This is a genomic window from Dyadobacter sp. CY351 (genome assembly GCF_021502625.1).
GTDB classification, from domain to species: domain Bacteria; phylum Bacteroidota; class Bacteroidia; order Cytophagales; family Spirosomataceae; genus Dyadobacter; species Dyadobacter chenhuakuii.
The window spans coordinates 82,212-104,323 of the sequence record NZ_JAKFFU010000010.1 but is presented as its reverse complement, the minus strand read 5'-3'; the positions used below and the strand labels follow the sequence as shown (position 1 = coordinate 104,323).

General features: G+C 47.5%; 21 protein-coding genes. 5 read left to right on the top strand and 16 right to left on the bottom strand.

The genetic code is table 11. From position 1 onward, the window contains the following. Window position 1 precedes the first annotated feature (1 nt). The 3 genes from L0660_RS18135 to L0660_RS18125 all read left to right on the top strand — a co-directional run bounded on the left by L0660_RS18135 (window position 2) and on the right by L0660_RS18125 (window position 1,195). Complete coding sequence (locus L0660_RS18135; RefSeq protein WP_235160650.1) at window positions 2-379, top strand: nuclear transport factor 2 family protein; 378 nt, start codon at window positions 2-4, stop codon at window positions 377-379. 130 nt (window positions 380-509) lie between these two features. After that, window positions 510-803 (top strand): type II toxin-antitoxin system HigB family toxin, encoded by a 294-nt coding sequence (locus L0660_RS18130; RefSeq protein WP_233797975.1) that lies wholly within the window; start codon window positions 510-512, stop codon window positions 801-803. Window positions 804-823: 20 nt separating this feature from the next. Further along, window positions 824-1,195 (top strand): type II toxin-antitoxin system HigA family antitoxin, encoded by a 372-nt coding sequence (locus L0660_RS18125; RefSeq protein ID WP_233797974.1) that lies wholly within the window; start codon window positions 824-826, stop codon window positions 1,193-1,195. 58 nt (window positions 1,196-1,253) lie between these two features. On the opposite strand, the gene L0660_RS18120 is transcribed toward L0660_RS18125, so the two are convergent. From L0660_RS18120 to mnmH, 4 genes are read right to left on the bottom strand one after another with little or no spacing between them, the layout of a single operon-like run. Further along, window positions 1,254-1,757 carry a peroxiredoxin gene (locus tag L0660_RS18120; RefSeq protein WP_235160649.1) on the bottom strand — a complete coding sequence of 168 codons (504 nt, stop codon included), beginning with the start codon at window positions 1,755-1,757 and terminating at the stop codon, window positions 1,254-1,256. 22 nt (window positions 1,758-1,779) lie between these two features. Further along, window positions 1,780-2,217, bottom strand: coding sequence for a rhodanese-like domain-containing protein (locus L0660_RS18115; protein WP_235160648.1), 438 nt, complete (start codon window positions 2,215-2,217; stop codon window positions 1,780-1,782). Window positions 2,218-2,277: 60 nt separating this feature from the next. Next, window positions 2,278-3,321, bottom strand: a complete 1,044-nt coding sequence (gene selD / locus L0660_RS18110; RefSeq protein ID WP_235160647.1) for a selenide, water dikinase SelD — start codon at window positions 3,319-3,321, stop codon at window positions 2,278-2,280. 8 nt (window positions 3,322-3,329) lie between these two features. Further along, complete coding sequence (gene mnmH, locus L0660_RS18105; RefSeq protein WP_235160646.1) at window positions 3,330-4,373, bottom strand: tRNA 2-selenouridine(34) synthase MnmH; 1,044 nt, start codon at window positions 4,371-4,373, stop codon at window positions 3,330-3,332. A 55-nt stretch (window positions 4,374-4,428) separates the two neighbouring features. On the opposite strand from mnmH, the gene L0660_RS18100 reads away from it, so the two are divergent. Further along, the gene (locus L0660_RS18100; protein WP_235160645.1) at window positions 4,429-5,229 is read left to right on the top strand and encodes a TspO/MBR family protein; all 801 of its coding nucleotides are present in this window, start codon (window positions 4,429-4,431) and stop codon (window positions 5,227-5,229) included. Here the strand turns inward: L0660_RS18100 and L0660_RS18095 are convergent. Together L0660_RS18095 and L0660_RS18090 are read right to left on the bottom strand one after the other, a co-directional pair. Then, complete coding sequence (locus tag L0660_RS18095) at window positions 5,222-6,379, bottom strand: acyltransferase (RefSeq protein WP_235160644.1); 1,158 nt, start codon at window positions 6,377-6,379, stop codon at window positions 5,222-5,224. The genes L0660_RS18100 and L0660_RS18095 overlap by 8 nt on opposite strands. A gap of 49 nt (window positions 6,380-6,428) precedes the next feature. Further along, window positions 6,429-10,271 carry a hybrid sensor histidine kinase/response regulator gene (locus L0660_RS18090; protein ID WP_235160643.1) on the bottom strand — a complete coding sequence of 1,281 codons (3,843 nt, stop codon included), beginning with the start codon at window positions 10,269-10,271 and terminating at the stop codon, window positions 6,429-6,431. A 113-nt stretch (window positions 10,272-10,384) separates the two neighbouring features. Between L0660_RS18090 and L0660_RS18085 the strand changes: the two genes are divergently transcribed. Next, window positions 10,385-10,957, top strand: coding sequence for a cysteine hydrolase family protein (locus L0660_RS18085; RefSeq protein ID WP_235160642.1), 573 nt, complete (start codon window positions 10,385-10,387; stop codon window positions 10,955-10,957). 19 nt (window positions 10,958-10,976) lie between these two features. On the opposite strand, the gene fbp is transcribed toward L0660_RS18085, so the two are convergent. From fbp to L0660_RS18035, 10 genes are all read right to left on the bottom strand, one after another. Continuing rightward, window positions 10,977-11,972: a class 1 fructose-bisphosphatase gene (gene fbp / locus L0660_RS18080; RefSeq protein WP_235160641.1), complete on the bottom strand. Its 996-nt coding sequence runs from the start codon at window positions 11,970-11,972 to the stop codon at window positions 10,977-10,979. Window positions 11,973-12,030: 58 nt separating this feature from the next. Further along, a complete protein-coding gene (locus tag L0660_RS18075) occupies window positions 12,031-13,005 on the bottom strand; it encodes an ABC transporter permease (protein ID WP_235160640.1) in 975 nt (324 codons plus the stop codon). After that, window positions 13,002-14,522, bottom strand: coding sequence for a sugar ABC transporter ATP-binding protein (locus tag L0660_RS18070; RefSeq protein ID WP_235160639.1), 1,521 nt, complete (start codon window positions 14,520-14,522; stop codon window positions 13,002-13,004). Before L0660_RS18070 ends, L0660_RS18075 begins: the two co-directional genes overlap by 4 nt. A 17-nt stretch (window positions 14,523-14,539) precedes the next feature. After that, window positions 14,540-15,169 carry a DUF2291 domain-containing protein gene (locus L0660_RS18065; protein ID WP_235160638.1) on the bottom strand — a complete coding sequence of 210 codons (630 nt, stop codon included), beginning with the start codon at window positions 15,167-15,169 and terminating at the stop codon, window positions 14,540-14,542. A 2-nt stretch (window positions 15,170-15,171) separates the two neighbouring features. Further along, the gene (locus L0660_RS18060) at window positions 15,172-16,119 is read right to left on the bottom strand and encodes a D-ribose ABC transporter substrate-binding protein (protein ID WP_235160637.1); all 948 of its coding nucleotides are present in this window, start codon (window positions 16,117-16,119) and stop codon (window positions 15,172-15,174) included. 12 nt (window positions 16,120-16,131) lie between these two features. Next, the gene (locus tag L0660_RS18055; RefSeq protein WP_235160636.1) at window positions 16,132-17,541 is read right to left on the bottom strand and encodes a DUF1593 domain-containing protein; all 1,410 of its coding nucleotides are present in this window, start codon (window positions 17,539-17,541) and stop codon (window positions 16,132-16,134) included. An 84-nt stretch (window positions 17,542-17,625) separates the two neighbouring features. Next, window positions 17,626-18,600, bottom strand: a complete 975-nt coding sequence (locus tag L0660_RS18050; protein WP_235160635.1) for a transketolase family protein — start codon at window positions 18,598-18,600, stop codon at window positions 17,626-17,628. 21 nt (window positions 18,601-18,621) lie between these two features. Next, window positions 18,622-19,455, bottom strand: coding sequence for a transketolase (locus tag L0660_RS18045; protein WP_235160634.1), 834 nt, complete (start codon window positions 19,453-19,455; stop codon window positions 18,622-18,624). Window positions 19,456-19,470: 15 nt separating this feature from the next. After that, a complete protein-coding gene (locus L0660_RS18040; RefSeq protein WP_233798818.1) occupies window positions 19,471-20,883 on the bottom strand; it encodes an L-fucose/L-arabinose isomerase family protein in 1,413 nt (470 codons plus the stop codon). A gap of 447 nt (window positions 20,884-21,330) precedes the next feature. Further along, window positions 21,331-22,098: a DeoR/GlpR family DNA-binding transcription regulator gene (locus L0660_RS18035; RefSeq protein WP_233797959.1), complete on the bottom strand. Its 768-nt coding sequence runs from the start codon at window positions 22,096-22,098 to the stop codon at window positions 21,331-21,333. Window positions 22,099-22,112: the final 14 nt, after the last annotated feature.

The window sequence follows — 22,112 nt, the reverse complement described above, 5'->3', positions numbered from 1 at the left end:
TATGAAAGACCGGGAAATAATAATTACGAATTACGTAACTGCCTACAACAACTTCGATGTAGACGGAATGGTCGCCGACTTCGACGAAAACATTGTTTTTGAAAATATGGTTAATGACGAAGTGACCATGGAGCTGAACGGCATCGAAGAATTCCGGAACCAGGCCGTCCAGGCCATCGATCTTTTTGCCTCCCGCCAGCAAACTATCAACAAGTTCATCCACAACGAAGACTGGTCCGAAATCGAAATCGAATACTTCGCCGTCCTGGCCATGGACCTCCCAAACGGCCTGAAAAAAGGCGACGAACTCGACATGACCGGCAAGTCCATCTTTGAATTTTCTGAGAATAAGATCGTGCGGTTGACGGATATTAGTTGAGATGACGATGTGGGTGCGGAGATAAGAAAAATATTTCATTCGAAAAGTTGGCTATTTACCAACTTTTGTTTACGTTTGTATTGTCAACATGTTCCAATCACTATGAAAAATGATCAATTAAAAATGGAGCATGGTAATCATTCAATTACGCAAAATATCCGATTTCGCCCGGAAACATTCTGACTCAGGGAAGAGCTTGTCTGTTTGGAAGACTGTTGTTGAAGAGGCAAATTGGCAGAGAAGCAGCGACGTTTTACAAGACTTCCCGCGAGCGAAAATTTTGAGCAACAAGCGGGCGCGGTTTAAAATTGTTGGTAATAAATACCGTCTTATTGTTGAAGTCGATTTTGAAGATCAGATCGTTGAAGTCAGGTTCGTTGGAACGCATTCCGAATACGATCAGATTAATGCGGAAACAGTTTAATATCAAATACACAACTATTTATGAAAACACAATGGTTTTTAATCGAAAGTGATAGCGACTATGCGCTGGCGCTGGCGCGTTATCAGGAGGTGAAGAATGCGCCTAAAAATAGTGATGACCATAAGGAAAAGCTTCTGCTTGTTCACCTGATTTCGGAGTATGAAAAGATTGGAGCGAATTTGCCTGAGGTTGATCCGATTGAGCTGATTAAGATCCGGATGGATGATTTTGGATATAAATCAGCCGACTTGGCGAAAGAGTATGGAGATAAGGGCACTGTCAGTAAGGTGTTGAATTACAAACAGGCACTTTCGTTAACTATGATCCGCAAGTTCAGCAGGCTGCTGCGTATTCCTGTCGAGGCGTTGACGCATGAATATGAATTGCGCTGATTGTTCGGGCTGTTCGGTTAGCAATACGGCACGGATTAGGTTGATAACTGTGCAATATTTACTTCGCTAGTTCCGCCTCAATGGCATTCTCTAACTCCTTACCATGCAGATTCACCCCTACGATCGTTCCTTTTTTATCTAATAGCACATTAAAAGGCAGAGCCTCAATTTCATAGGTTTTAGCCACGGGTGAGGTCCAGAATTTTAGGTCGCTTACCTGGATCCAGTTGATTTTGTATTTGCGGACGGTTTTTTCCCACGCGGGTTTCTTGCTGTCGAGGGAGACGCCGAAAATTTCGAAGTTTTTGGTGTTATTGCCTGACTTGTTGAATTGGTTGTAGAGCTTGCGGAGTTCGGGCTGCTCTTCCACGCAGGGGGCGCACCAGCTTGCCCAGAAGTCGACCAGGACGACTTTTCCCTTTTGTGCCGAGAGTGAAATGTTGTCTCCGGTTAAAGATGGAAGCGCTATTTCCGGCGCTTTTCTACCTATTTTAATTTGACTTTCCTGCGCAATGACATTTGCGCTAATTAACAATGCAAAAACTACAATTAATCTCCTCAAAACCAACGTCATTTACTTAATACTAATTAACAGGGTAACCCGGATCGATCCAGTTTGTCTTGATATTTTTGGGCACATCCAATAATTTTGCTTTCGTAAAACCCTTTTCCTTGATCAGACTGAATGCAGGGCGAATGTTGGGGCATTTATCGAAGGGGCAGCAGCCGCAGTAGAGGACTACTTCGCGATTTTTATCTTCCTTGGAAAGCATTTTTTCCAGTTTCTTGATGTTGTCCTTTTCCTGTCCCGGGCCTACGTCTACGGAACCCTTGATAACCGCTTGCGGCCCAATGTTGATGATCAGCGGTTTCTTAGCAGCCGGATCGTTGATGAGTGCTGCCAGTTCGCTGGTTGGCATGAGTTGTGACGCTGTCCAGGGCTCGGCTTTTTCCTGCGCACGAAGGCCTGCCGAGAGCAGGATGAGGGAAAACAGCAGCAGATATTGTTTGATGTTTTTCATTTGTATTTGCAATTATTTGTTTAAAACTTAATCTCAAAAGCATTAATAGCCGGCTGCAAATCATCGCACTTCAATCAGCGGCCCATCGCGTTTGTCTTCCAGCCAGCCGAAAGATATCAAGTTATTACCCAAAACAGCCATGGACATTTCGAAATCCTCGGCATGTTCTTCACTTACTGCAACGAGCAAACCGCCGCTGGTCTGCGGATCGGCGAGGATATATTTTTGAAGATCGGTCAATGGGCCGACTTTGTGGCCGTAACTCGCCAGATTCCGTTTTGTGCCTCCCGGAAAACATTGCTGTTCCAGATAGAAAGATAATGAGTCGATGACAGGCACTTTCTCAAACTCTATAACCGCCGACAATCCACTTCCCTCACACATTTCGGATAGGTGGCCCAACAAGCCAAAACCAGTAACATCCGTCATGGCTTCAACGCCGTCCATTCGGGAGAAAGTTTCACCGAGTATGTTGAGTTTTACCATGCTTTGCAATGCGATCTCGGCGTCTTCCGGCGCGAGAATGCCTTTTTTCTGTGCTGTGGAAAGGATTCCTACGCCTAGTGCTTTGGTCAGATATAGGCGGCAGCCGGCTTTTGCAGTGGAGTTTTGTTTAAGATGCTCAATACTGACTAACCCGCTGACAGCCAGCCCAAAAACGGGTTCGGGGCAATCAATGCTGTGGCCGCCTGCTAATGTAATGCCAGCTTCTGCGCAGATCGCCCGTGAACCTTCGAGCACCCGCTGCGCTACTTCTGGCGCAAGCTTGTCGATGGGCCACCCAAGGATGGCGATGGCGAGCACGGGGTTTCCGCCCATGGCATAAACGTCGCTGATTGCGTTGGCGGACGCAATGCGGCCGAAGTCATAGGCGTCGTCCACTATGGGCATGAAGAAGTCGGTTGTTGAAATTAATGCGGTCCCGTTTCCCAGGTCGAGCACTGCGGCGTCGTCGCGTTTGTCGTTTCCTACCAGCAGGCGGGGATCGGCTTGTGCGATAACCGGACTATGCAGGATCTTGTCCAGAATGGCCGGGCTGATCTTACAGCCGCAGCCTGCTCCGTGAGAATATTGGGTTAATTTGACAGTGGTTGTTGTGCCCATTTGATTGACTATGCCAATGTTTTGGCGGAAATATTTTTGATAAAAATTAAGATCTGCTTTGCATTTTCTGCGATTTCAGCGCTGGTTATGTTCATGCTAAACACGTTTTCAGCGTTTCTTTTTCCCAGGTCTTTGTGGTAAGTCTTATCATAGTAAACGAGCACGATACGGATAAATTCTTCCATATTCCCCTCATTAATGGCTGCTATGGCCTGTTTTGTTTGCACCGGCCCAAGTCTTTTGTGAATGCGGCTGGTGCAGGTTATCAGGAATTCTTTGTCCAGCAGGCCGTATTCCAATGTTAATGCACGCACGCGTTGTTCCAGATCTACATGGATATCGATTAACATGGCCTGACTCATTTGATTAAAAACAGGCGTCGGAATGGTAAGTCGGCCGATGTTCCTGCTTTCGTCCTCTAACCATAACCGCTTTGTCCGGTCTATGTCTTTTAACTGGAAGGCCAGATTATTTTCAAACTGCTCCTGCGTAGGCTGGATCATTTTGTTCATAGTTCCATAAGACGATCCCTGATGCTGCGCAAGATCTTCCAGATCAATTACCTGCTCACCAAGCATTGCCAATTCTTGCAAAATCCTGGTCTTGCCCGAACCCGTTCTCCCTCCTAAAACCACCACATTTGCCGGCTGCTGAAACTGATCGAGTGCCCACCTTCTGAAATTTTTATACCCACCCTGAATTAAATAAACCTCGAAACCATACAGATCCAATGCCCAGGCCATGGCACCGCTTCGCATGCCCCCGCGCCAGCAATGCACGGCAATTTTCTTATCCGGAGCCACTTCCAGCGCTTGTTTAATGAAGCCCGACCACTTAGGGCCGGTCAGATCGAATCCCAACAGGATCGCCTCTTCCCTACCCACCTGCTTATAAGTCGTCCCCACCACGACCCGTTCCTCATTACTGAATAACGGCAGATTAAAGGCGCCCGGAATGTGCCCATGCGCAAATTCGGCCGGTGTCCGCACATCAGCCAGCGGAGTAGCGATGGGTAAGAGAAAAAATTCGTTGATCGTAATTGTTTTGATCATGTTGGCACAGGCTTTGCTTGGTTCAGTTCATATTATTCAAATTACCATCTCCATCATGACAAAGACATTGCAAATAGCGAATATACTGGCACTAATCGTGACAGTGATAATGAATTATCTTTCCAATACAGGCATTTTCAATGATAACACTATGGCCACAGTTTCGGCCGAGTATCAGAATTTTTTCACGCCGGCAGGTTACGCTTTCTCCGTTTGGGGTGTGATCTACATTGGCCTTGCGGCTTTTGTGCTCTATCAAAGCAGGGGATTGTTCAATGATAAAAAAGCTCCGGAAATCGTTGATAAGATCGGTTGGCTGTTTGTTATTTCCTGCATTGCCAACTGCCTTTGGATCGTTGCCTGGCTTTACGATTACACTGGCGCTTCGGTGCTGATTATGATCGTGTTACTGATTTCATTACTCGGCATTGTGCTTCGTACCCGAATGGAACTGGATTTGATCACCATGAAAAAAATAGCCCTGGAATGGTGGCCTTTTGCACTATATCTGGGATGGATCACTGTTGCATTAATTGCGAATATGGCGGCTTATCTGACCAAAATAGGCTGGGACGGTTTTGGAATTTCTCCTGATACATGGACGATCATTATGATTTGTGTAGCCGGATTTGTACAGCTATTCCTGACCTGGAACCGGAATTTACGCGAAGCTGCAATGGTTGGTGCGTGGGGGTTGGCAGCAGTTGCTGTTGCGAATTGGAATGATAATCAAGCCATTGCGTACACAGCGGTGGCCGTGGTTGCCGTCATCCTCATCAGCAACGGCGCGCATGCTTATGTGAACAGAGGCAAGCATTATCTGATCAATAAAAATGGCACAACGGTGGCTAAATAACTTTGTTCACGCCTGGGATTTTCACAACAATGTAACCGAGAAGGAAACTCAAAACGATGCCAAGCGGAGTTACAATGAGCAATTTAACGGCCGGATCAACGCCCCAGCTGCGAAGCAGAAGCGAAATGGAGATCAAAACGAAAGGGTGCAGAATGTAAACGGCAAACGCACAACGTGACATTTTGCTAAGAAATACAGAAGGCGTATTTAATCTTTTTCTGCCATATACAAGCAGGGAGACCATAGTACAGGCACCTGTGATCTGCTCCCAAAAAGCATAAAAAGCCGCTTCGCCGTGCAATCCGCCGCTGAACCATTCCAGCGGATTGTCGAAGACAATTTTAACAGCATATATAATTGGAACACCGATAAAGATCATGCACAACGCAATGATCTTTATTGGTTTATAGCGTTCTGAATCCAGCTTTTCGAGCCAGTTGCTTTCTGCCGCAGCGATGCCAACCATAAAAACGGCTATGTATTGAGGAAAATGGCCCAGCTGAAAACCGACAGGATCCAAGGTCCACCCAACCGGAAAACCGAGTCGCACAATGAAACTGACCACACCAAGCGCTATCCCGAAACGTAAAACATTTTTCACGGCGGGCACAGGCCAGACATCGGGCTCCGACTTTGACAAGCTCTTCCAGGCCGCATAAGCCAGACTAAAAAGCAGCAAGGCAACAACAAACCATAAAACGCCGACACTAATCCAGGAATCGTAGCCGGAAAGAAATTGCAGGAATGTAATGTGATGCACACCGGCGTGGTAGTAAACCATATAATTCATCACCGGCGCCAGAATAAACGAATAAAAGAGCAGCGGGATCCCTAGCCGAATGAACCGGTCTTTGATAAAAATAGCCGCACCTTTCTTTTTGTAAGACGAAGGAATGAATAGTGCCGAAAGGAAAAAGAAAAAGCCCATAAAAAAGGACTGGTTCACCGCCACAAACATGGTCATTGCCATTGTTGCGCCCAGCGAAGTCGTTTTTTCAGAATAATACCAACCGCCCGGCGCGCCGTACGTTACAAACGCATGGTGTGCAACCACAAGCGCTGTGAGCAGCACTTTCAGGTAATCAATGTAAACGATCTTGCCTTTGGGATGGTCGGGAATAAGGGCAGAAGAGGTAGTTTGCGGTGACATTTTTCATGGTTATGGCTAAAAGTTTAAATTAATAAAAGCTTGTGATCTTTCAGACATCCGCACTCACCGGGAGCTGATAAATCTTTTGATAAGCCCTTTTGAGCACTTCTTTGATCACATCCAGCTTCATCGGCTTAGCCATGTAATCGTCCATGCCATGATTGAGGCAGTTGTTGCGGTCTTCATTCATAGCATTGGCAGTCAATGCAACAATGTAAGGAACCGTGCTGTGATCCTTCCGGATAATCCTGGTGGCTTCCAGACCATCCATAACCGGCATTTGCAGGTCCATCAGAATCACGTCATAAGGCGTTAATGCTAACTTTTCAATGGCCTGCAAGCCATTCTCCGCCATGGCTATTTCATATCCCAGCTTTTTCAGCACATAATCGATAAACTTCTGATTTACCAGATTATCCTCGACAACTAATATTTTCAACGGAAAATCGGATGAAAATTCGGTTTCCAACATTCTTTTTTCGGTTTCTGGTTCGGATGGAAGGTTTCTTTGATGCGCTAATTTTGCATTATTTTCGGTATATCCCGTCGTAATGTGGAAATGAAAGGCCGACCCTTTGCCATATTCGCTTTCCACGCGGATGCCGCCATTCATTAAGCGCACCAGCCGCTCGCAGATCACGAGACCAAGCCCGGTGCCGCCATACATGCGGTTTACGGACGAGTCCACTTGTGAAAACGGTTTGAAAAGATTGTTCAGATTCTCTTCCTTAATGCCAATTCCTGTGTCACGGACTATGAAGCCGACTTCAATTTCACCATGTGCCGCCGGTGCATACGGATAAACTTGCAAGAAAACTTCTCCGCTGCTCGTAAATTTCAGCGCATTATTGATGAGGTTGGTCAGGATTTGCTTCAATCTCGAACTGTCACCGATCAGAAAATCCGGCACGCCTTGTTCAATATGATAACGGAGCGCAATTTGCTTTTTCGAGGCCTGCAATGAAAACAGGTCCATCATCTCCTCTATCGAGTTCCGCAGCTCGAATTCGTGCGCTTCCAGGTCGATTTTACCAGATTCTATTTTCGAAAAATCCAGAATGTCGTTGATCACATTCACCAATGTTTCACCGCAGGCCGCAATGGTTTTGGTATAATCCTGTTGTTCCTCAGTCAGTTCCGTCTCAGCAAGTAAGGCGGTCATGCCGATGACACCATTCATAGGCGTCCGGATCTCGTGGCTCATCGTGGCCAGGAAAATGCTCTTGGCCTGGTTCGCCCGTTCGGCCTCTTCGCGTGCAAACTGCGCCTGCTCATGCTGCTCGTACAATTCCTCCGTCTGCACACGCAACTCCTCCGACTGCGATTGCAATTCCTCGTTCAAAGCTTGCAAATGGTCCGACTGCGCATGCAATTCCTCTGCCTGTCTCTGTACCATCGCAGTGCGCTCTTCCACGAGGTTTTCCAGGGTTGCTTTCTGCCTGATGATGGTGTTGACGCGGTAACGATAAAGCGCGTAAATAGTTCCTGCAACGGCAATTAATGCCAATATCCTGAACCACCAGGTCGCCCAGAACGGCGGTTTGACGATGATGGTCAGGTTGTTCTTTGCTGATATCCAGGCCCCTGAAATGTTCTGCGCTTTGAGCTTGAACGTGTAATTTCCGGGAGGCAAATTGGTGTAAATGGCTGTATTAGCGTCACCTACATAATTCCAGCCCTGATCAAACCCTTCCAGACAATAAGCATAACTTTTTTGGGCAGAAGTGAAATCAAGCGCGGCATAATCCAGCGAAATAAATGACTGGTCATATGCCAGAGTGATCGTTCTGGCCTCGGAAATTTCTTTTGGTAACACAAGCGCATAACCATCCGGCTTGGCAGCTGCTTCATCCCGGTTGAAAACTTTAAAATTGGTCACAATGATAGGGTAAGAACCACTCCGGGGGCTGATTTGCCTGGGGTTAAATTGATTAAAACCATTTACTCCACCAAAATACAATGTGCCGTCCGCATCCTTATAAGCAGATTTCTGCTTGAATTCCCTTGCTTGAAGCCCATATTCCAAAGTGTAATTCTCAAATCGCTCAGATTTCGGGTCAAACCTCGAAAGCCCGTTTACCGTACTGATCCATAGCATCCCCAAATCATCCTCAATCAGCGCCTGAGTCACATTATTTACCAGCCCGTTTATCGTCGTATATTTTTTTGTCCTGCCTGTCCGTGGATCGAAGCGGATGAGCCCACGTAAGGTTGCCAGCCATAAAATTCCGTTTTTGTCCTCCACCATGCAATTGATCGCGCTGTTGAAAACGCGCTCGCTGTCACTTACTTTAAAACGTGTAAATGTATCGGACGCTTTATCATAGCGGTTCAGCTGCCCTTCATCTGTCCCCAGCCAGAGGTTGCCGCTGCGATCGGTCAGAAAGCAGTTGACGGTGTTGTCGGAAAGCGTTTTGGGATTATCCGGTTCGCTCAGATAGTGCCTGAAAACTTTGGTTTGCGGGTCATAAGCGTCCAGTCCTTCGCCATAGGTGCTCAGCCACATCGTGTTGTCATGCGTCCTGGCTATGGCATATACATTATTGGAATACAAAGAGTTAACAGTGTTTTCCTGATGTTTCAATACGGTAAAGCGTTTGGTCCCCGGATCAAAAATATTCAGACCGCTCCCCCAGGTCCCTATCCACATTTTACCTGCCTCATCCGGAACAATCGCCAGCACATAATCACCGGAAATGCCCGAATTCTGATGTGTAAACGCACTGAACTGATGCGTGTTACGGTTCATTAAATTCAAGCCGCCGCCATCCGTTCCCACCCATATACTGCGATCGCTATCCTCGTAAAAACAGAGAACGAAGTCATTGGAAAGGCTATTTTTAAGCGAATTGTGCTGGTAATGTGCAAATCTGTTGTCACTTTTATAAATGCTCAGCCCTGCACTGTAAATCCCCAGCCACAAGTTATTCTGCCGGTCCTTGTAAATGCAATCCACCGAATTCCCGCCAACACTGCTCCTGTCCACCTCATCATGTACATAAGATCTGAATGTCCAGTTTTGTGTATTCAAAATATTCAGCCCGCCGTTTTCGGTGCCGATCCAGATCTCACCCTGGTTTTCATTAATGCTGGTAATGTTGTTGTTTGAAAGCGAGGCGGGATCCAGCGGATTATTTTTAAAACGCCGGAATGTGCCCTCACCAGGCTGATAAAGATTAAGGCCCGCACCATACGTGCCCACCCAAACCCTGGCTTTGCTATCCTGAAAAACGTAACGGATATCATTGCCCGACAAGCTGTTCACATTTTCGTCAGAAAGAAACCTCCGGAACAAGCCCGACTGTCTATCCAGCAAGCTAAGCCCGTTCCCGGTTCCGGCCCAAATGTTGTTTTGCGCATCACAATAAACCGTATTCACATTGTTATCAGCCAGGCTGCGGACATTCGTCGTGTCGGATTTATAATGTTTTACAATGCTTCTGCTGACCGGATCAAACACGTCCAGACCGCCCGTGGTCGCGATCCATAATTTGTCATTTTTATCAAAAACAATCTTATTAACGTAAGCCCCGGAAATGGTTTTGGGATTGTGGTCAACGGCTGTATATTTTGCAAATACACCTTTATTCTTATCGAAAACATTCACGCCGCCGCCGCTTGTTGCGATCCAGATATTGCCTGATTTGTCTTCGGCCAGCGCCGTTACGAAATCATTGCTGATGCTGTTTTTATCCTGCTCATTATTTTTGTAAATTCTGAATTCATGGCCATCATAGCGATGCAATCCTCCGTTCGTACCGATCCAGATAAAACCTGTTTTGTCCTGTAAAACACAATTGACGTTATTATTGGCAAGGCCGTTTTCAGCGGAGATGTGTCGGAAGTGTAAGGGTTTGCTTTGCGGGAAGGCAGGTAATGCAATAAATTGCATTATTAAAATATAGATACAATAGTAAAAGTTTAACTTCATTATCCCGAAGGCGTAAAACTAATTTGTGATTTTTGTAGAAATATACATTTAAAATATAACTAACTAAAAATTTTGTGGATAGAAAAACAGAAACTTCGGAACCGCGGAAAGGCCTGTTAATCATTGACATGCAGAATGGTTCATTTACCGCTGATTCCAGACGTTACGATCCCGAAGGCGTTGTGGCGCGTATCAATGCACTTGCCGCCGCATTTCGTAAAAACGGCCTGCCGGTGATTTTTATTCAGCACGACGGCACCAAGCTGGACGAGTACATTCCCAACACACACGATTGGCAATTACTAGCCGATCTGAACGTAGAAAAGCAGGATCTGATCTTGGCAAAAGAAGCGCACGATGCCTTTTACAACACCGAACTGGAAACGAAACTGAACGAGCTGAATGTCGGCGAGCTGGTCATTACCGGCAGTGCAACCGATTTTTGTGTAGAATCGACGGTGCAGGTGGCTTTGTCGAAAGATTATAATATTACCGTCGTTGAAGATGGCCATACGACGGGCGACAAGCCGCATTTGTCTGCGGAGCAGATCATTACACACTATAATTTTATATGGGGCAATATGATCCCGACGAAAGGCAGGATCGAGCTTAACACTAGCGAAGCGCTGATCGCTTCGCTAGTCTGATAGCTCATAATCAAGCTTTTTACAATTTCATGACTTCGTCTACCATGCTCGGTGATCCGACGTAAATGGGTGAACGCTGGTGAAATGACGTAGGCACGATGTCGAGTATTGGGCCGAAACCATCGATAGCTTTTCCTCCGGACTTTTCGGCGATAAATGCGAGCGGATAACATTCATATAACAGCCTGAGCTTGCCCTCAGGCGTTTTTTTGGTGGATGGATACAGGTAAACGCCACCCCGGAGCAGGTTACGATGGAAATCCGCTACAAGTGAGCCAATGTATCTGGCTGTGCAGGATTGTGCCTTGCATTTGGTAAGATAATCCTGAACGAAAGCCGGGTAATCGTTGATATAACCATCGTTCACGGAGTAAATGGTGCCATTCTCCGGGGAGCGGATGTTTTTGTGAGATAAAATAAATTCTCCCAATGAATGATCGTAAGTGAAGCCGTTCACGCCGTCGCCGGTGGAATAAACGAGCATGGTGGACGAACCATATAAAATGTATCCGGCTGCGACCTGCTTCCGGCCGCCTTGCAAAAAGTCCTCCCGCGTGGCTGGCTCATCAATGGGTGAAATGCGTCTGTAAATCGAGAAAATGGTGCCTATTGAAACATTGACATCAATGTTGGAAGAGCCGTCCAGCGGGTCCATGGCAACCACGTATTTGCCATGATCGTTACCCGTGTGAATGATATCCTCGTCTTCCTCTGAAAGGATCGCGCACACTTCTCCGCCATTTTTCAATGCCCTGATGAAACGGATATTGGCGATAATGTCGAGTTTTTGCTGATTTTCGCCCTGCACATTGTCCGTTCCGTTTCCGCCGGCAATGTCCACGAGGCCTGCGCGGTTGATTTCACGGTTAATGATCTTTCCGGCCAGCGCAATATCCCGGAGCAATTGGGACAACTCACCCGTTGCATACGGAAAAGCAGTTTGACTTAACATGATAAACCTGTCGAGCGTTACGCCTACGGGCAACGCCAGTTCCTGGGCAGTTTTCGGACTCATAATCTGATAAATTAGTAGATGGACTAATGTTGAGAACTTATGCGGCAGGATTTAGAATTCAATCATTTTTAGAGCCTGACTTATCAATAATGACAGCGATCAGGATCACGAGGCCTTTTACAACTTGTTGCCAGAAAGGCGACACATTCAGCAGTACAAGGCCATTATTAAGCACACCAATGATGATGGCACCCTGAACCGTCCCCAGAATGCTGCCCCGGCCACCCGACAGCGAAGTGCCGCCAATCACCACCGCAGCAATGGAGTCCAGCTCATAGCTGATGCCCGCATTAGGCTGTGCAGAATCAAGACGAGAAGTTACCATGATGCCCCCGACAGCAGCCAGCGCCCCTGCAATGGTGTAAACGATAATCTTGACCTTGTTAACCTGTATACCAGACAGTCGCGAAGCGCTTTCATTGCCGCCAATGGCATAAATGTAACGGCCAAGCCGGGTTTTATTTGTGACAAAAACTGCGATAGCCACAATGATCGACGATATCCAGACCGGCACAGGAATGCCAAATAACCAACCAGTTCCGAAATACAAAAATGTGTCCCCCAGCCCGCTGATCGGAAACCCTTGTGTCCAGAGCATAGTAAGTCCACGCGCGACGGTGAGCATGGCCAACGTTGCAACGAATGGCGGCACATTGAATTTGGTAATCGTCCAGCCGCTGAATGCGCCCAAGGCCGAGCCGGTAAGCATCCCGGCAAGGATGGCACCCAGAATCGTGAAGCCAATGTACAGATTGCTATCGGGCAATTCGATGCCGTTTTTCAGCAAACCGGCCGTGATGGCCCCACAAAGCGCTAATACAGAGCCTACTGACAAATCAATCCCAGCCGTCAGCACAATCAGCGTCATGCCCGTTGAGATGCAAATATTCACCGAGATCTGCCGCATGACGTTCCAGAGGTTGGATACGCTGAGGAATTTGTCCGACAAAATACTCAGGCCCAGACAAAGCAGAAAGAGTGCGATAAGGGACTGGAAACGCAGTAATTTGGATCGGTCTAATGCTATGTTCATGCTTGTTTTTCAAAATTGGATTGCGGGATTGCGGCCCGCAAAATGGAATCTTCGGTGGCTTCCGCAATGGAGAAACCAGCTGTTAACGCACCTTCCGCCATCACGAGCACGCGGTCGGAAACAGCCAAAATTTCGGGCAGTTCGGAGGAAACGACTACGATACCGAGGCCATCTTCGGCGAGTTTGATGATTAGCTTGTAAATTTCATTTTTGGCATTAATATCGATCCCGCGGGTCGGTTCATCGAGCAGGAGCAGCTTGGGTTTTGTGGCCAGCCATTTGGCAAGGACAATCTTTTGCTGGTTACCGCCGCTCAGGTTATTCGCTTTTTGTTTTTGAGAAGATGTTTTGATTTTGAGCTCGCTGATGTATTTATCCGCCAGCGCAGCTTCTTTCGCGTCGCTTAATGTGCCCAGTTTTTCAAGGTCTGCAAGCGTGGTGAGGCTGATGTTCGTTTTTACGTCCAGACCAAGCACTAAGCCATCCTTTTTGCGATCCTCAGGCACCAGGGCGAGTCCGGCCGCGATGGCTTCCGAGGGCGACGCGCATTTCAGTTCGGTCCCTTCCATCAGGATATGGCCGCTGATGCCGCCGGCGTGCAAACCAAAAATCGTTTCCAGCAACTCTGTCCTTCCCGCACCCATCAAACCAAAAATCCCCACGATCTCGCCTTTGCAGACTTCAAATGAAATGTTCCTTAACAAATCCTCTTTCGGCCGGATGGGATGTTTCAATGTCAGATTTCGGACTTCCAGCAATTTCTCACACTTGGCCTCGCCCGTGCTTTTACGCATGATTTCGATCTTCCGGCCCACCATTTTAGCAATAAGCTGATCCTGCGTGATGCCTGCCATCGACCCGGATTCGATGGATTTTCCGTCCCTTAACACGACATAGTTATCCGCGATCCGAAACAATTCGTCCAGCTTATGAGAAACATAAATGATCGCTTTGCCGTCTGCGCGGAGGTTTTCAATGATATCAAAAAGCAGGTCTACTTCGCTGCCTGTTATAGCCGAAGTTGGCTCATCCATGATGATTAGTTCCGCGTCTGTGAGCAGGGATTTGGCGATTTCTACGATTTGTTGTTGTCCTACTTTCAGTTTCACCACCTGCGTTTCGGGCTTTACTTTGAGTTTCAGCCTGTCGAGCAGTTCCTGCGTTTTTTTGCGCATCCGCGTTTTATCAATCGTTCCGAACTGCGTGAGCATTTCCCGGCCGAGAAAAATATTCTCTGTAATGGTCAGATACGGGATCAGGTTGAGTTCCTGGTGAATGATAGCAATGCATTTTTGCTGTGCGTCTTTCGGGCCTGAGAATTTTGCAGGCGCGCCCTTGAAACGGATTTCCCCTTCAAAATCCTGGTAAACGCCGGAAAGGATTTTCATCAACGTGGATTTCCCTGCCCCATTCTCACCAATCAATGCGGTGACCTTGCCAGCTTCAATGGAAAGGCACACGTTTTCGAGCGCGATGACGCCGGGGAATCTCTTCGTAATGTTGTTAACTTCCAGCATAGGAAGATTGGATTGGTTTACAATTCTTTAATTGTCAATCTGATGGGAATGATTTCAATGTTATTCAGCTTCAAATGTTCCTGATTCAGCTCTATCGCCCCGGCAAACTCGATGACATCGCCATTCTTTACTTTGGATTTAAATGGCGGGATTACTTTTTCGCGGATGATCTTATTGATCTCCGCCGACACATTATTGAAATCCATGGAATTGGAAAATTCATTGATATCGATCGTCCCGGAAGCATCGCGCACGGCATTACCAAACACATATTCCGTTGCAAGGCGCATTTCGGGCTTTTCATTTTCAGATTCCAGCCTGATAAGCACCTGGTTTTCCTGCACTTCCGTCACTTTTCCGGAGCCTTTGATGAGGAAATATTTAATGTTACCGATGCCCAAGGCATGCGCATGCTCTTTAAAAGCCTTGTCTTTATCGGTCCGTAAAAGCGACAAAAGCTGACCCGTGTCAGTCGACTTGGCAAGCGCTGGCGTCAGCTTTCTAGCCCAGAAATCCGCAGCATATTTTTTGGCATTGAAGGAAGCCGTTCCCGCTTTCACCTCATCCAGCTTTTTGAAATACACCGAATGATAAGCCAGGAAAGCCACAACCAGCAGGAACACACCATATCGGACCATTTTATTCATTGCTATTCCTTTTTGCCGTAGGCGGCGTAATTTTCAATGTTATCCTTCACAACCAGCTCCACAGCCACCGGCATCTTCCTGGGAAAATCGCGCTTACCTTTGAAATATTCATCGGCAAAATTGGCGGCCGTCTGAGCCATTACCTCTGGAAACTGCATGCCCGTCGCCAGGATTTTTCCGTCCTTGATAGAATTAACAACATCTTCGGCACCATCAAACCCGAAAACTTTCACCTTATCCGCCTTCCCGGCAGCGACGAGGGCCTGATAAGCGCCCATAGCCATCGCATCGTTGCCACAAAAGACCGCATCAATGTCGGGATGAGCCTGTAAAATCGATTCGAGCACCTCCATGGCTTTATTTCTGTCGAAATCGGCGCTTTGCTGGGCCACCATTTTTAAATCGGGATAATGGTCCACCACGCTGTGAAAGCCCTTGGAGCGGTTCCAGGTGTTGTTGTCACCCACCATGCCAAGAATCTCGATGTATTTCCCTTTTTTATTCAATGTTTCCACAAAATAACGCGCAATCGCCACGCAGCCCGAATAGCTGTCGGACAGGATTTGCGAAGTTGCAGCCTCATTGGAATTCACTTCCCTATCCATGCAAAAAACAGGAATGCCCGCTGCTGTGGCATTTTTCACATTGACAATTGAGCCGTCCGCGTCTGTCGGATTAAATAAAATTGCATCATAACCGCTCGCCATTGCATTTTCGAAATGATCCGTTTCGAGCGATGTATTGTTTTGAGAATCAAACACTTTTGACTCGTAACCCAATTCCTTTGCTTTGGCCTGCGCCCTTTCCGCCAGGAACACAAACCACGGGTTATTCAATGTTGAAACCACGATCGCCATTTTTTTGGGCTGGTCAGAACCGTCTTTGGACTGGCAGCCCGCCAGCGCAATGGTGGCATAAAATAGAATGCTGAATGTTTTGATAAATCTCATAAACGGCTCCGGTTACTCAGGATGAACTGTTACGATCACACGCTGATAACGCGTCAGCGCCGGAACGCCTTTGTCCGTTACGGCCAGGATAATGTGGATCGTCTCCGGTTTTTCAACCTTAGGAGCCGTAAAGAATGTGTTTTTAGCTTGCCAATTGTTGATTCCCAGCGGGTCTTTCTGGTTATAGGAGCCGGGCTCCGGATAGTAGATCCATTGGTAAGTAAGCTCGTTTCCATCCGGGTCCTCGGAACCCTCGGCGCTTAATGTTACTTTCTCTCCGGTTTTGGCTTTGATGGCGTTTGCATGCTTCAATGCTGCTTTGGGTGGATGATTTGCTTCTTTGTAAGGTTTGATCGTCCAATCCATCCGCGCTGCAAAATCGTGCTGAAAGGCTTCCCGCCATCTCCATAATGTTGCCTTATTGCTGGTGTGAAACAAGCTGTCAGCTCCCTTCACTTCGTCCATGGCATCGGTGTAGATGGGGCGGGTTTCGGGCTCATAAAAATATTTCAGCGTATGCGGCGTGTAGAGTTCATACCGGCCGCCCCATCCTCCGTATTCAGGATGTTCGGGATCATTTAAACCGTTGTTGATCAGTCCTAAAAATGAGGGCGTGTCGCCTTCCATCAGGAACTTTGTGAACGGATATTCTGCGCCCAGCGGTCCGTGGTTCCGCACGTTTTCGTCGAGCCAGGGATTGTCTACAATGGTAAAATTGGCGCCAGCGAACCGGCCGTGGAACTTATCACCGCTAATGCCCGACCAGGTTGCATAATGGTAAGCACCAGCGGCATGGTAACCAGGACTGCCGACGTAGAACAAATCAGGAAAATTCTTACGGATCCATGGCCCGGTATCGTCCTGGTCGGAAATGGTATACATCCGGATTTTGGAGACAAACTTTTTAAGATCTTCCGGCGAGCGGGTCATTTTTACTTTCCAAAGCGCCTGTGCAAGGCAATTGGCCCCGCCCCAAACGGGAATCCAGACCGGGCGGTCGTCTTTCTTATCAACAACCTTAATGATCCACTCCGAGCCCTCAGAGTCTTTTCCTTTGCCCACCGCATTCAGGCCAAATTCGGGAAAACTGCTTTTGGTAATGCTGAGCAGATATGCTGTTTCGGGAAAACCTTTCTCGTGCAGCAACAGGTTGTTCCTGACTTTGCCATAAGCATTTATTAATTGTTTGATTTTTTCAGGAGCGATCCTTTTTTGCTGATGTATGGAAGTCGTTGCGATCAATCCCTCTACATCCCAGTGATTGGAATAAGTAAGAAAACGCACCATGGATTGTGTGTCATCAGGTTCATTTTCAATGTCTGTCAAAATCAAAACCCTGTGCTTTTGAGCAGCGGGCTGGGCTTTGGCTAATGAAAATCCAAGCATTACGGCAGATATGGCAATGTATCTTGACAACTTCATAAAAAATTCGCGATTTAGCATATTTGAAAGAAGCGGCTTATTTCCTGACTTACCACGGAAAACTTTACCCCTACCTGATTTTATTTATTCCCCCAAAAGGGCAAGTGCAGCCTGCGTAATACCCTCCTTCGAAATCCCGTAATGATTGAAGATCTCCTGCTGGGAGCCTGTAACCGTATATTCATCAGGTATCCCCATGATTTTGAAAGGGTTACGGAAGTTATTCTGGAATAGAAATGAAGCACAGGCCTCTCCTAACCCGCCATACACACTGTGTTCTTCTACGGTAATGATGGGTTTTCCCGAAGCAGCGATCTCAGCTAACAGATTGTAATCCAGAGGCTTGATCGTGTGCATACTCACAATGGTCGTGGTAATGTTAAATTCCTGTTCGAGGTTTTGTGCTGCGGCGCAGGCATGTTCTACAGTTTCACCTGTGGCAACGATGGTAAGGTCGCTTCCCTCCCGGATTATGCGTCCTTTTCCAAATTCAAATGATTTTTCGGCAGGCAGTAAAGGCATTGATTTTTTGCCAAAACGAATATAAACCGGCAGGTCGGTTTCTGCTGCTAGCTTCACGGCCTGTTCCGCTTCAAAATTATCGGCCGGGGCCACGATAATGAGGTTATGAATGGTCCTTAACACCGCAAAATCGTGCAAACTGTGGTGTGTAGAGCCTAATGCGCCGTAACTCACACCGGCACTGATGCCCACGAGCGTTACGGGATTATTGGAATAAGCAACGTCATTTTTGATCTGTTCCAAAGCGCGGGCTGTGAGAAAACAAGCTGGCGAAACGGCAAAAACCTTTTTTCCAGTCGATGCAATGCCGGCCGCAACTCCTACAAGATTTTGCTCCGCAATGCCAACTTCAATGATCTGCTCCGGAAATTTCTGGCCAAAAGGAACAAGCTTTCCCGACCCCCGCGAGTCGCTGGTTACGACGATAATGTCCTTGTCCGTCTCTGCCAGCAGCTGCAAAACGCCGGAAAAAACTTCCAGGTTGGTCTGTTGCGCAACCGCAATGTTTTCAATAGTCGCATCCACCGTGCTATCCATTTTGATTATCAATCTCTTATTTTAAGCCGAAGCCAGCGTTTCTCCATACAAATCGAGTTCCTGCACGGCATCCGCGTACTGCTTGGGGTCTGGAACGCCATGGTGCCATTTGAGCTGATTTTCCATGAAACTGATGCCCTTACCCTTTACCGTATGTGCAATGATGAGGCTTGGCTTGCCCTTTACAAAAGGCAGCGCATCAAATGCCTCTGTCAATTGTTTGATATCATGCCCGTCCACATGCCGCACTTCCCAGCCAAAAGCCTCAAATTTTTTATCGACCGGGTCGGTATTCAGCACATCGGCCGTCGGCCCCGAGATTTGCAATGTATTTTTATCCAAAATCGCGCACAGGTTATCGAGCTTATAATGTGCCGCCGACAATGCTGCCTCCCAGTTGGAACCTTCGGGCAGTTCGCCGTCGCCCAAAACCGTGAAAACGCGGTAATCTTTTTTATCCAGTTTGCCCGCAATGGCAGTGCCCACACTCAGCGAAAGACCGTGACCCAATGCGCCCGTATTCTGTTCAACACCATGCACCTTACGCGTGGGATGTCCGATGTAATGCGATTGATATTGACAAAGCGTTTCCAGATCGGATTCCGGAAAAAAGCCCCGGGAAGCCAGCACTACATATAATGCTTCCACCGTGTGCCCTTTGCTTTGAATGTACCGGTCGCGGTCGGGAGAAGTGAAATCGGTTGCGTCCACCTGCATCGTGTGGTTGTAAAGCACATTCAGGATATCAATACACGACAGGCTGCCGCCGGTGTGCCCGGCTTTGGCCTGGTAAATGTATTTGAGGATTTTCTTCCGGTACTCCACCGATTTCTGCGCTAACTCCTTTTCCGACATGGTTTTTCTTGACTACTAATTATCAAAAAGCTGCACTTCCCAGCCCATATAATTGCCTAATGCTTCTTTGAGAATGCCCGCTGTTTTGGATGCGTTCATTACCACATGGTGTTCAAAACCATTGCGGCAGATGTATTGCATCAAATTTTGCAGGTTTGGGATTTCGGCAACGGCCCGGTTACCAAATGTTTTTAATGTATCATCCGTTAGCCTGCCCTCACCAATGTATGCCTTCATTACGCCGCGCGGATCGTCGGTACTGATGCGGCCGAATGTAAGCGGCATAGCAGGCGTGCGCCCCGACAATGCGCCAAATGTATTTTCCTCTCCCACAGACGTTCCTAAAATCGGCGCGGTGCTGATTTCAATGTCGGGCAGGAAGGATTTCGCCCAGTTTCCGCAGTGGAAAAGGACACATTTGTTATCGTCATCTGCGTAATTGTTATTCCAATCCACAAGTGCGCTCGGCGAGCCGGATGCAAGTTGCAAAGCGTACATGCTTAATGTTCCGGTTACATCCACTTCACAGCCGCTCGGGAGCATATTTTCGCTCATAATGCTCATGCTCGTACACACGTTGCAGCCATAATTCTTTTGCACGGAAGTCCAGCACTGGATGGCCGTTGCGTCCAGTGAATTTTCCTGCATAAAATCCGACAGCACCACATCGAGCTTTGCCATCTGGATCAACGCTTCATTAGGCGTCAGTCCCGTGGAAGCATAATCGCGGATTCGCTGCAAACGCTGCTGCACGCTTGCATCCTGAGCGGTGAGCTTGTTGGCATTGCCCAAAATCTCCGAGAGGTCGACCGTCACAACGGAAATACCGTTTCTTTGCAATATTTTCTCGCTGTAACGGACGGTGTTGAATCCTCCGGGACGTGCTCCGATAGCGCCGATACGAACATTGCGCAAACCTTTGGTAACACGGCAAACGGCCGTAAAATCCAATAGGTCCTTCACAAAAGTGGGATCAGACGGATGCACCACATGCTTGGTGGTCAGCGTATATTTGATGCCAAATTGGTATAAATTGTTACAAGCAGAAATCTTTCCGCACCAGGAGTCCCGTCGCCGGGCCACATCGAGCTTATCCAGGTCGTCGGGATAGCCCTGTACCAGCACCGGCACATTGAGTTCGGCCAATTTTAATGTTTCTGCAATTCCTCTTTCGTCACCGAAATTGGGCAAAACGACGAGTACGCCAATGATTTCATCCCGGTGTCGCCGGAACAATGCTGCACATTTCTGTGCGTCCTGGAATGTTTCGACGCCGCCGAGTTTGGTATCCTCGGTATCGAGCATAATGCTGTTGATCTTCAATTTCGCCAGCAGGTCAATAATCTCCACACGCGCCTCCGCGACCAGCCTGTCCGGGAAAAAATCCCTGTTCCCTATGATCACCCCTATACTTCCTTTTTCGCTCATTTTGATTTTTTTATTTCCCGCCAGGTTGAAACCTGGGGCTAGGATATTTTCGCCCCTGATGGGGCTTTTTTTTTATCTTATGATCCCCGGGTTGGAACCCGGGGTCATTTTATTGATCAGCCCGATGGGCTTTTTTATTTACTACTGGTAACAAAAGCCCATAGGGCTGAATCATATCATGGCCCCAGGTTTCAACCTGGGGATCCTATGAGCCAGGATTTTTTTTTGCCTGTTGGGCTTTTCTTTTTCTTTTTCTCTTGATCCCCGGGTTAAAACCCGGGGCCATTTTATTGATCAGCCCGATGGGCTTTTTTATCTATAACTGGCAACCAAAGCCCATAGGGCTGAATCATATCATGGCCCCAGGTTTCAACCTGGGGACCATAAGAGCCAGGATATTTTTTGCCCCTGGGGGGCTTTTCTTTTTCTTATGAGCCAGAATGTTCTTTATCCAGCTATGATTAATTCAATTTCATTATCGTGAAAAAGCTGTTTGTGTTTTTCTTCGATTCCTGCGTCGGTGATTACATAGTCTATCAGGGACAGGGCTCCTAAACTTGCGAAAGCGCTTTTGCCTACTTTGGTGGAATCTGCTACCAGGTAAGTTGTGTCAGCCGCGTCGATCATAGCCTTTTTTACTACTAAATCACTGATACTGGGGTAAGTAAGGCCCGATTTCAGCGATAAGCCGGCCGTGGCCAAAAACAACTTCTGCACATTAAGCCCTTTGAAAAAATCTGCGGCCTTCTGCCCTGTAAGCGACAATGTCGGCGGCTTGAACTCGCCTCCTGTCATGATCACTTCTATCCCCGTCTCTGCGCCGAGCAGCAATGCAATGTTCAATGCATTGGTAATCACGGTCAGATGCCGGTTGCTGCCTCTCAGCTTTTTGGCTATTTCCGTCGTTGTTGAGCCGGAATCAAGGATAATGGTGTCGCCATTGGCAATGTATTCCATGCACTTTGCCGCGATCGCTTCTTTTTTATCCAGATGTTCCTGGTTAGCCAGTGAAAAGTTGCGGACCTGGTCTTCTACATTCTTCAAAAAAGCACCGCCGTGTTCTTTGGTGACCAGCCCATCCTTTTCCAGCTTGTCCAGATCCTGCCGGATCGTCACTTCGGTTACTTTGAAAAGTTTGGCCAGGTCAATCACTTTCGCCGAGCCGTCCTCTTTAAGCAATTCCAGTATTTTGTCCCTTCTCTGATTTGCGAGCATTTATGTTATAGTTT

What these genes read in the sequence shown, in the direction of transcription:
- L0660_RS18040 (WP_233798818.1), bottom strand. Translation starts at nt 20,883, where the DNA reads ATGAGCGAAAAAGGAAGTATAGGGGTGATCATAGGGAACAGGGATTTT.
- L0660_RS18055 (WP_235160636.1), bottom strand. Translation starts at nt 17,541, where the DNA reads ATGAAGTTGTCAAGATACATTGCCATATCTGCCGTAATGCTTGGATTT.
- L0660_RS18125 (WP_233797974.1), top strand. Translation starts at nt 824, where the DNA reads ATGAAAACACAATGGTTTTTAATCGAAAGTGATAGCGACTATGCGCTG.
- L0660_RS18065 (WP_235160638.1), bottom strand. Translation starts at nt 15,169, where the DNA reads ATGAATAAAATGGTCCGATATGGTGTGTTCCTGCTGGTTGTGGCTTTC.
- mnmH (WP_235160646.1), bottom strand. Translation starts at nt 4,373, where the DNA reads ATGATCAAAACAATTACGATCAACGAATTTTTTCTCTTACCCATCGCT.
- L0660_RS18035 (WP_233797959.1), bottom strand. Translation starts at nt 22,098, where the DNA reads ATGCTCGCAAATCAGAGAAGGGACAAAATACTGGAATTGCTTAAAGAG.
- L0660_RS18090 (WP_235160643.1), bottom strand. Translation starts at nt 10,271, where the DNA reads ATGCAATTTATTGCATTACCTGCCTTCCCGCAAAGCAAACCCTTACAC.
- L0660_RS18070 (WP_235160639.1), bottom strand. Translation starts at nt 14,522, where the DNA reads ATGCTGGAAGTTAACAACATTACGAAGAGATTCCCCGGCGTCATCGCG.
- L0660_RS18060 (WP_235160637.1), bottom strand. Translation starts at nt 16,119, where the DNA reads ATGAGATTTATCAAAACATTCAGCATTCTATTTTATGCCACCATTGCG.
- L0660_RS18050 (WP_235160635.1), bottom strand. Translation starts at nt 18,600, where the DNA reads ATGGATAGCACGGTGGATGCGACTATTGAAAACATTGCGGTTGCGCAA.
- L0660_RS18095 (WP_235160644.1), bottom strand. Translation starts at nt 6,379, where the DNA reads ATGTCACCGCAAACTACCTCTTCTGCCCTTATTCCCGACCATCCCAAA.
- L0660_RS18045 (WP_235160634.1), bottom strand. Translation starts at nt 19,455, where the DNA reads ATGTCGGAAAAGGAGTTAGCGCAGAAATCGGTGGAGTACCGGAAGAAA.
- L0660_RS18075 (WP_235160640.1), bottom strand. Translation starts at nt 13,005, where the DNA reads ATGAACATAGCATTAGACCGATCCAAATTACTGCGTTTCCAGTCCCTT.
- fbp (WP_235160641.1), bottom strand. Translation starts at nt 11,972, where the DNA reads ATGAGTCCGAAAACTGCCCAGGAACTGGCGTTGCCCGTAGGCGTAACG.
- L0660_RS18135 (WP_235160650.1), top strand. Translation starts at nt 2, where the DNA reads ATGAAAGACCGGGAAATAATAATTACGAATTACGTAACTGCCTACAAC.
- L0660_RS18130 (WP_233797975.1), top strand. Translation starts at nt 510, where the DNA reads ATGGTAATCATTCAATTACGCAAAATATCCGATTTCGCCCGGAAACAT.
- L0660_RS18115 (WP_235160648.1), bottom strand. Translation starts at nt 2,217, where the DNA reads ATGAAAAACATCAAACAATATCTGCTGCTGTTTTCCCTCATCCTGCTC.
- selD (WP_235160647.1), bottom strand. Translation starts at nt 3,321, where the DNA reads ATGGGCACAACAACCACTGTCAAATTAACCCAATATTCTCACGGAGCA.
- L0660_RS18100 (WP_235160645.1), top strand. Translation starts at nt 4,429, where the DNA reads ATGACAAAGACATTGCAAATAGCGAATATACTGGCACTAATCGTGACA.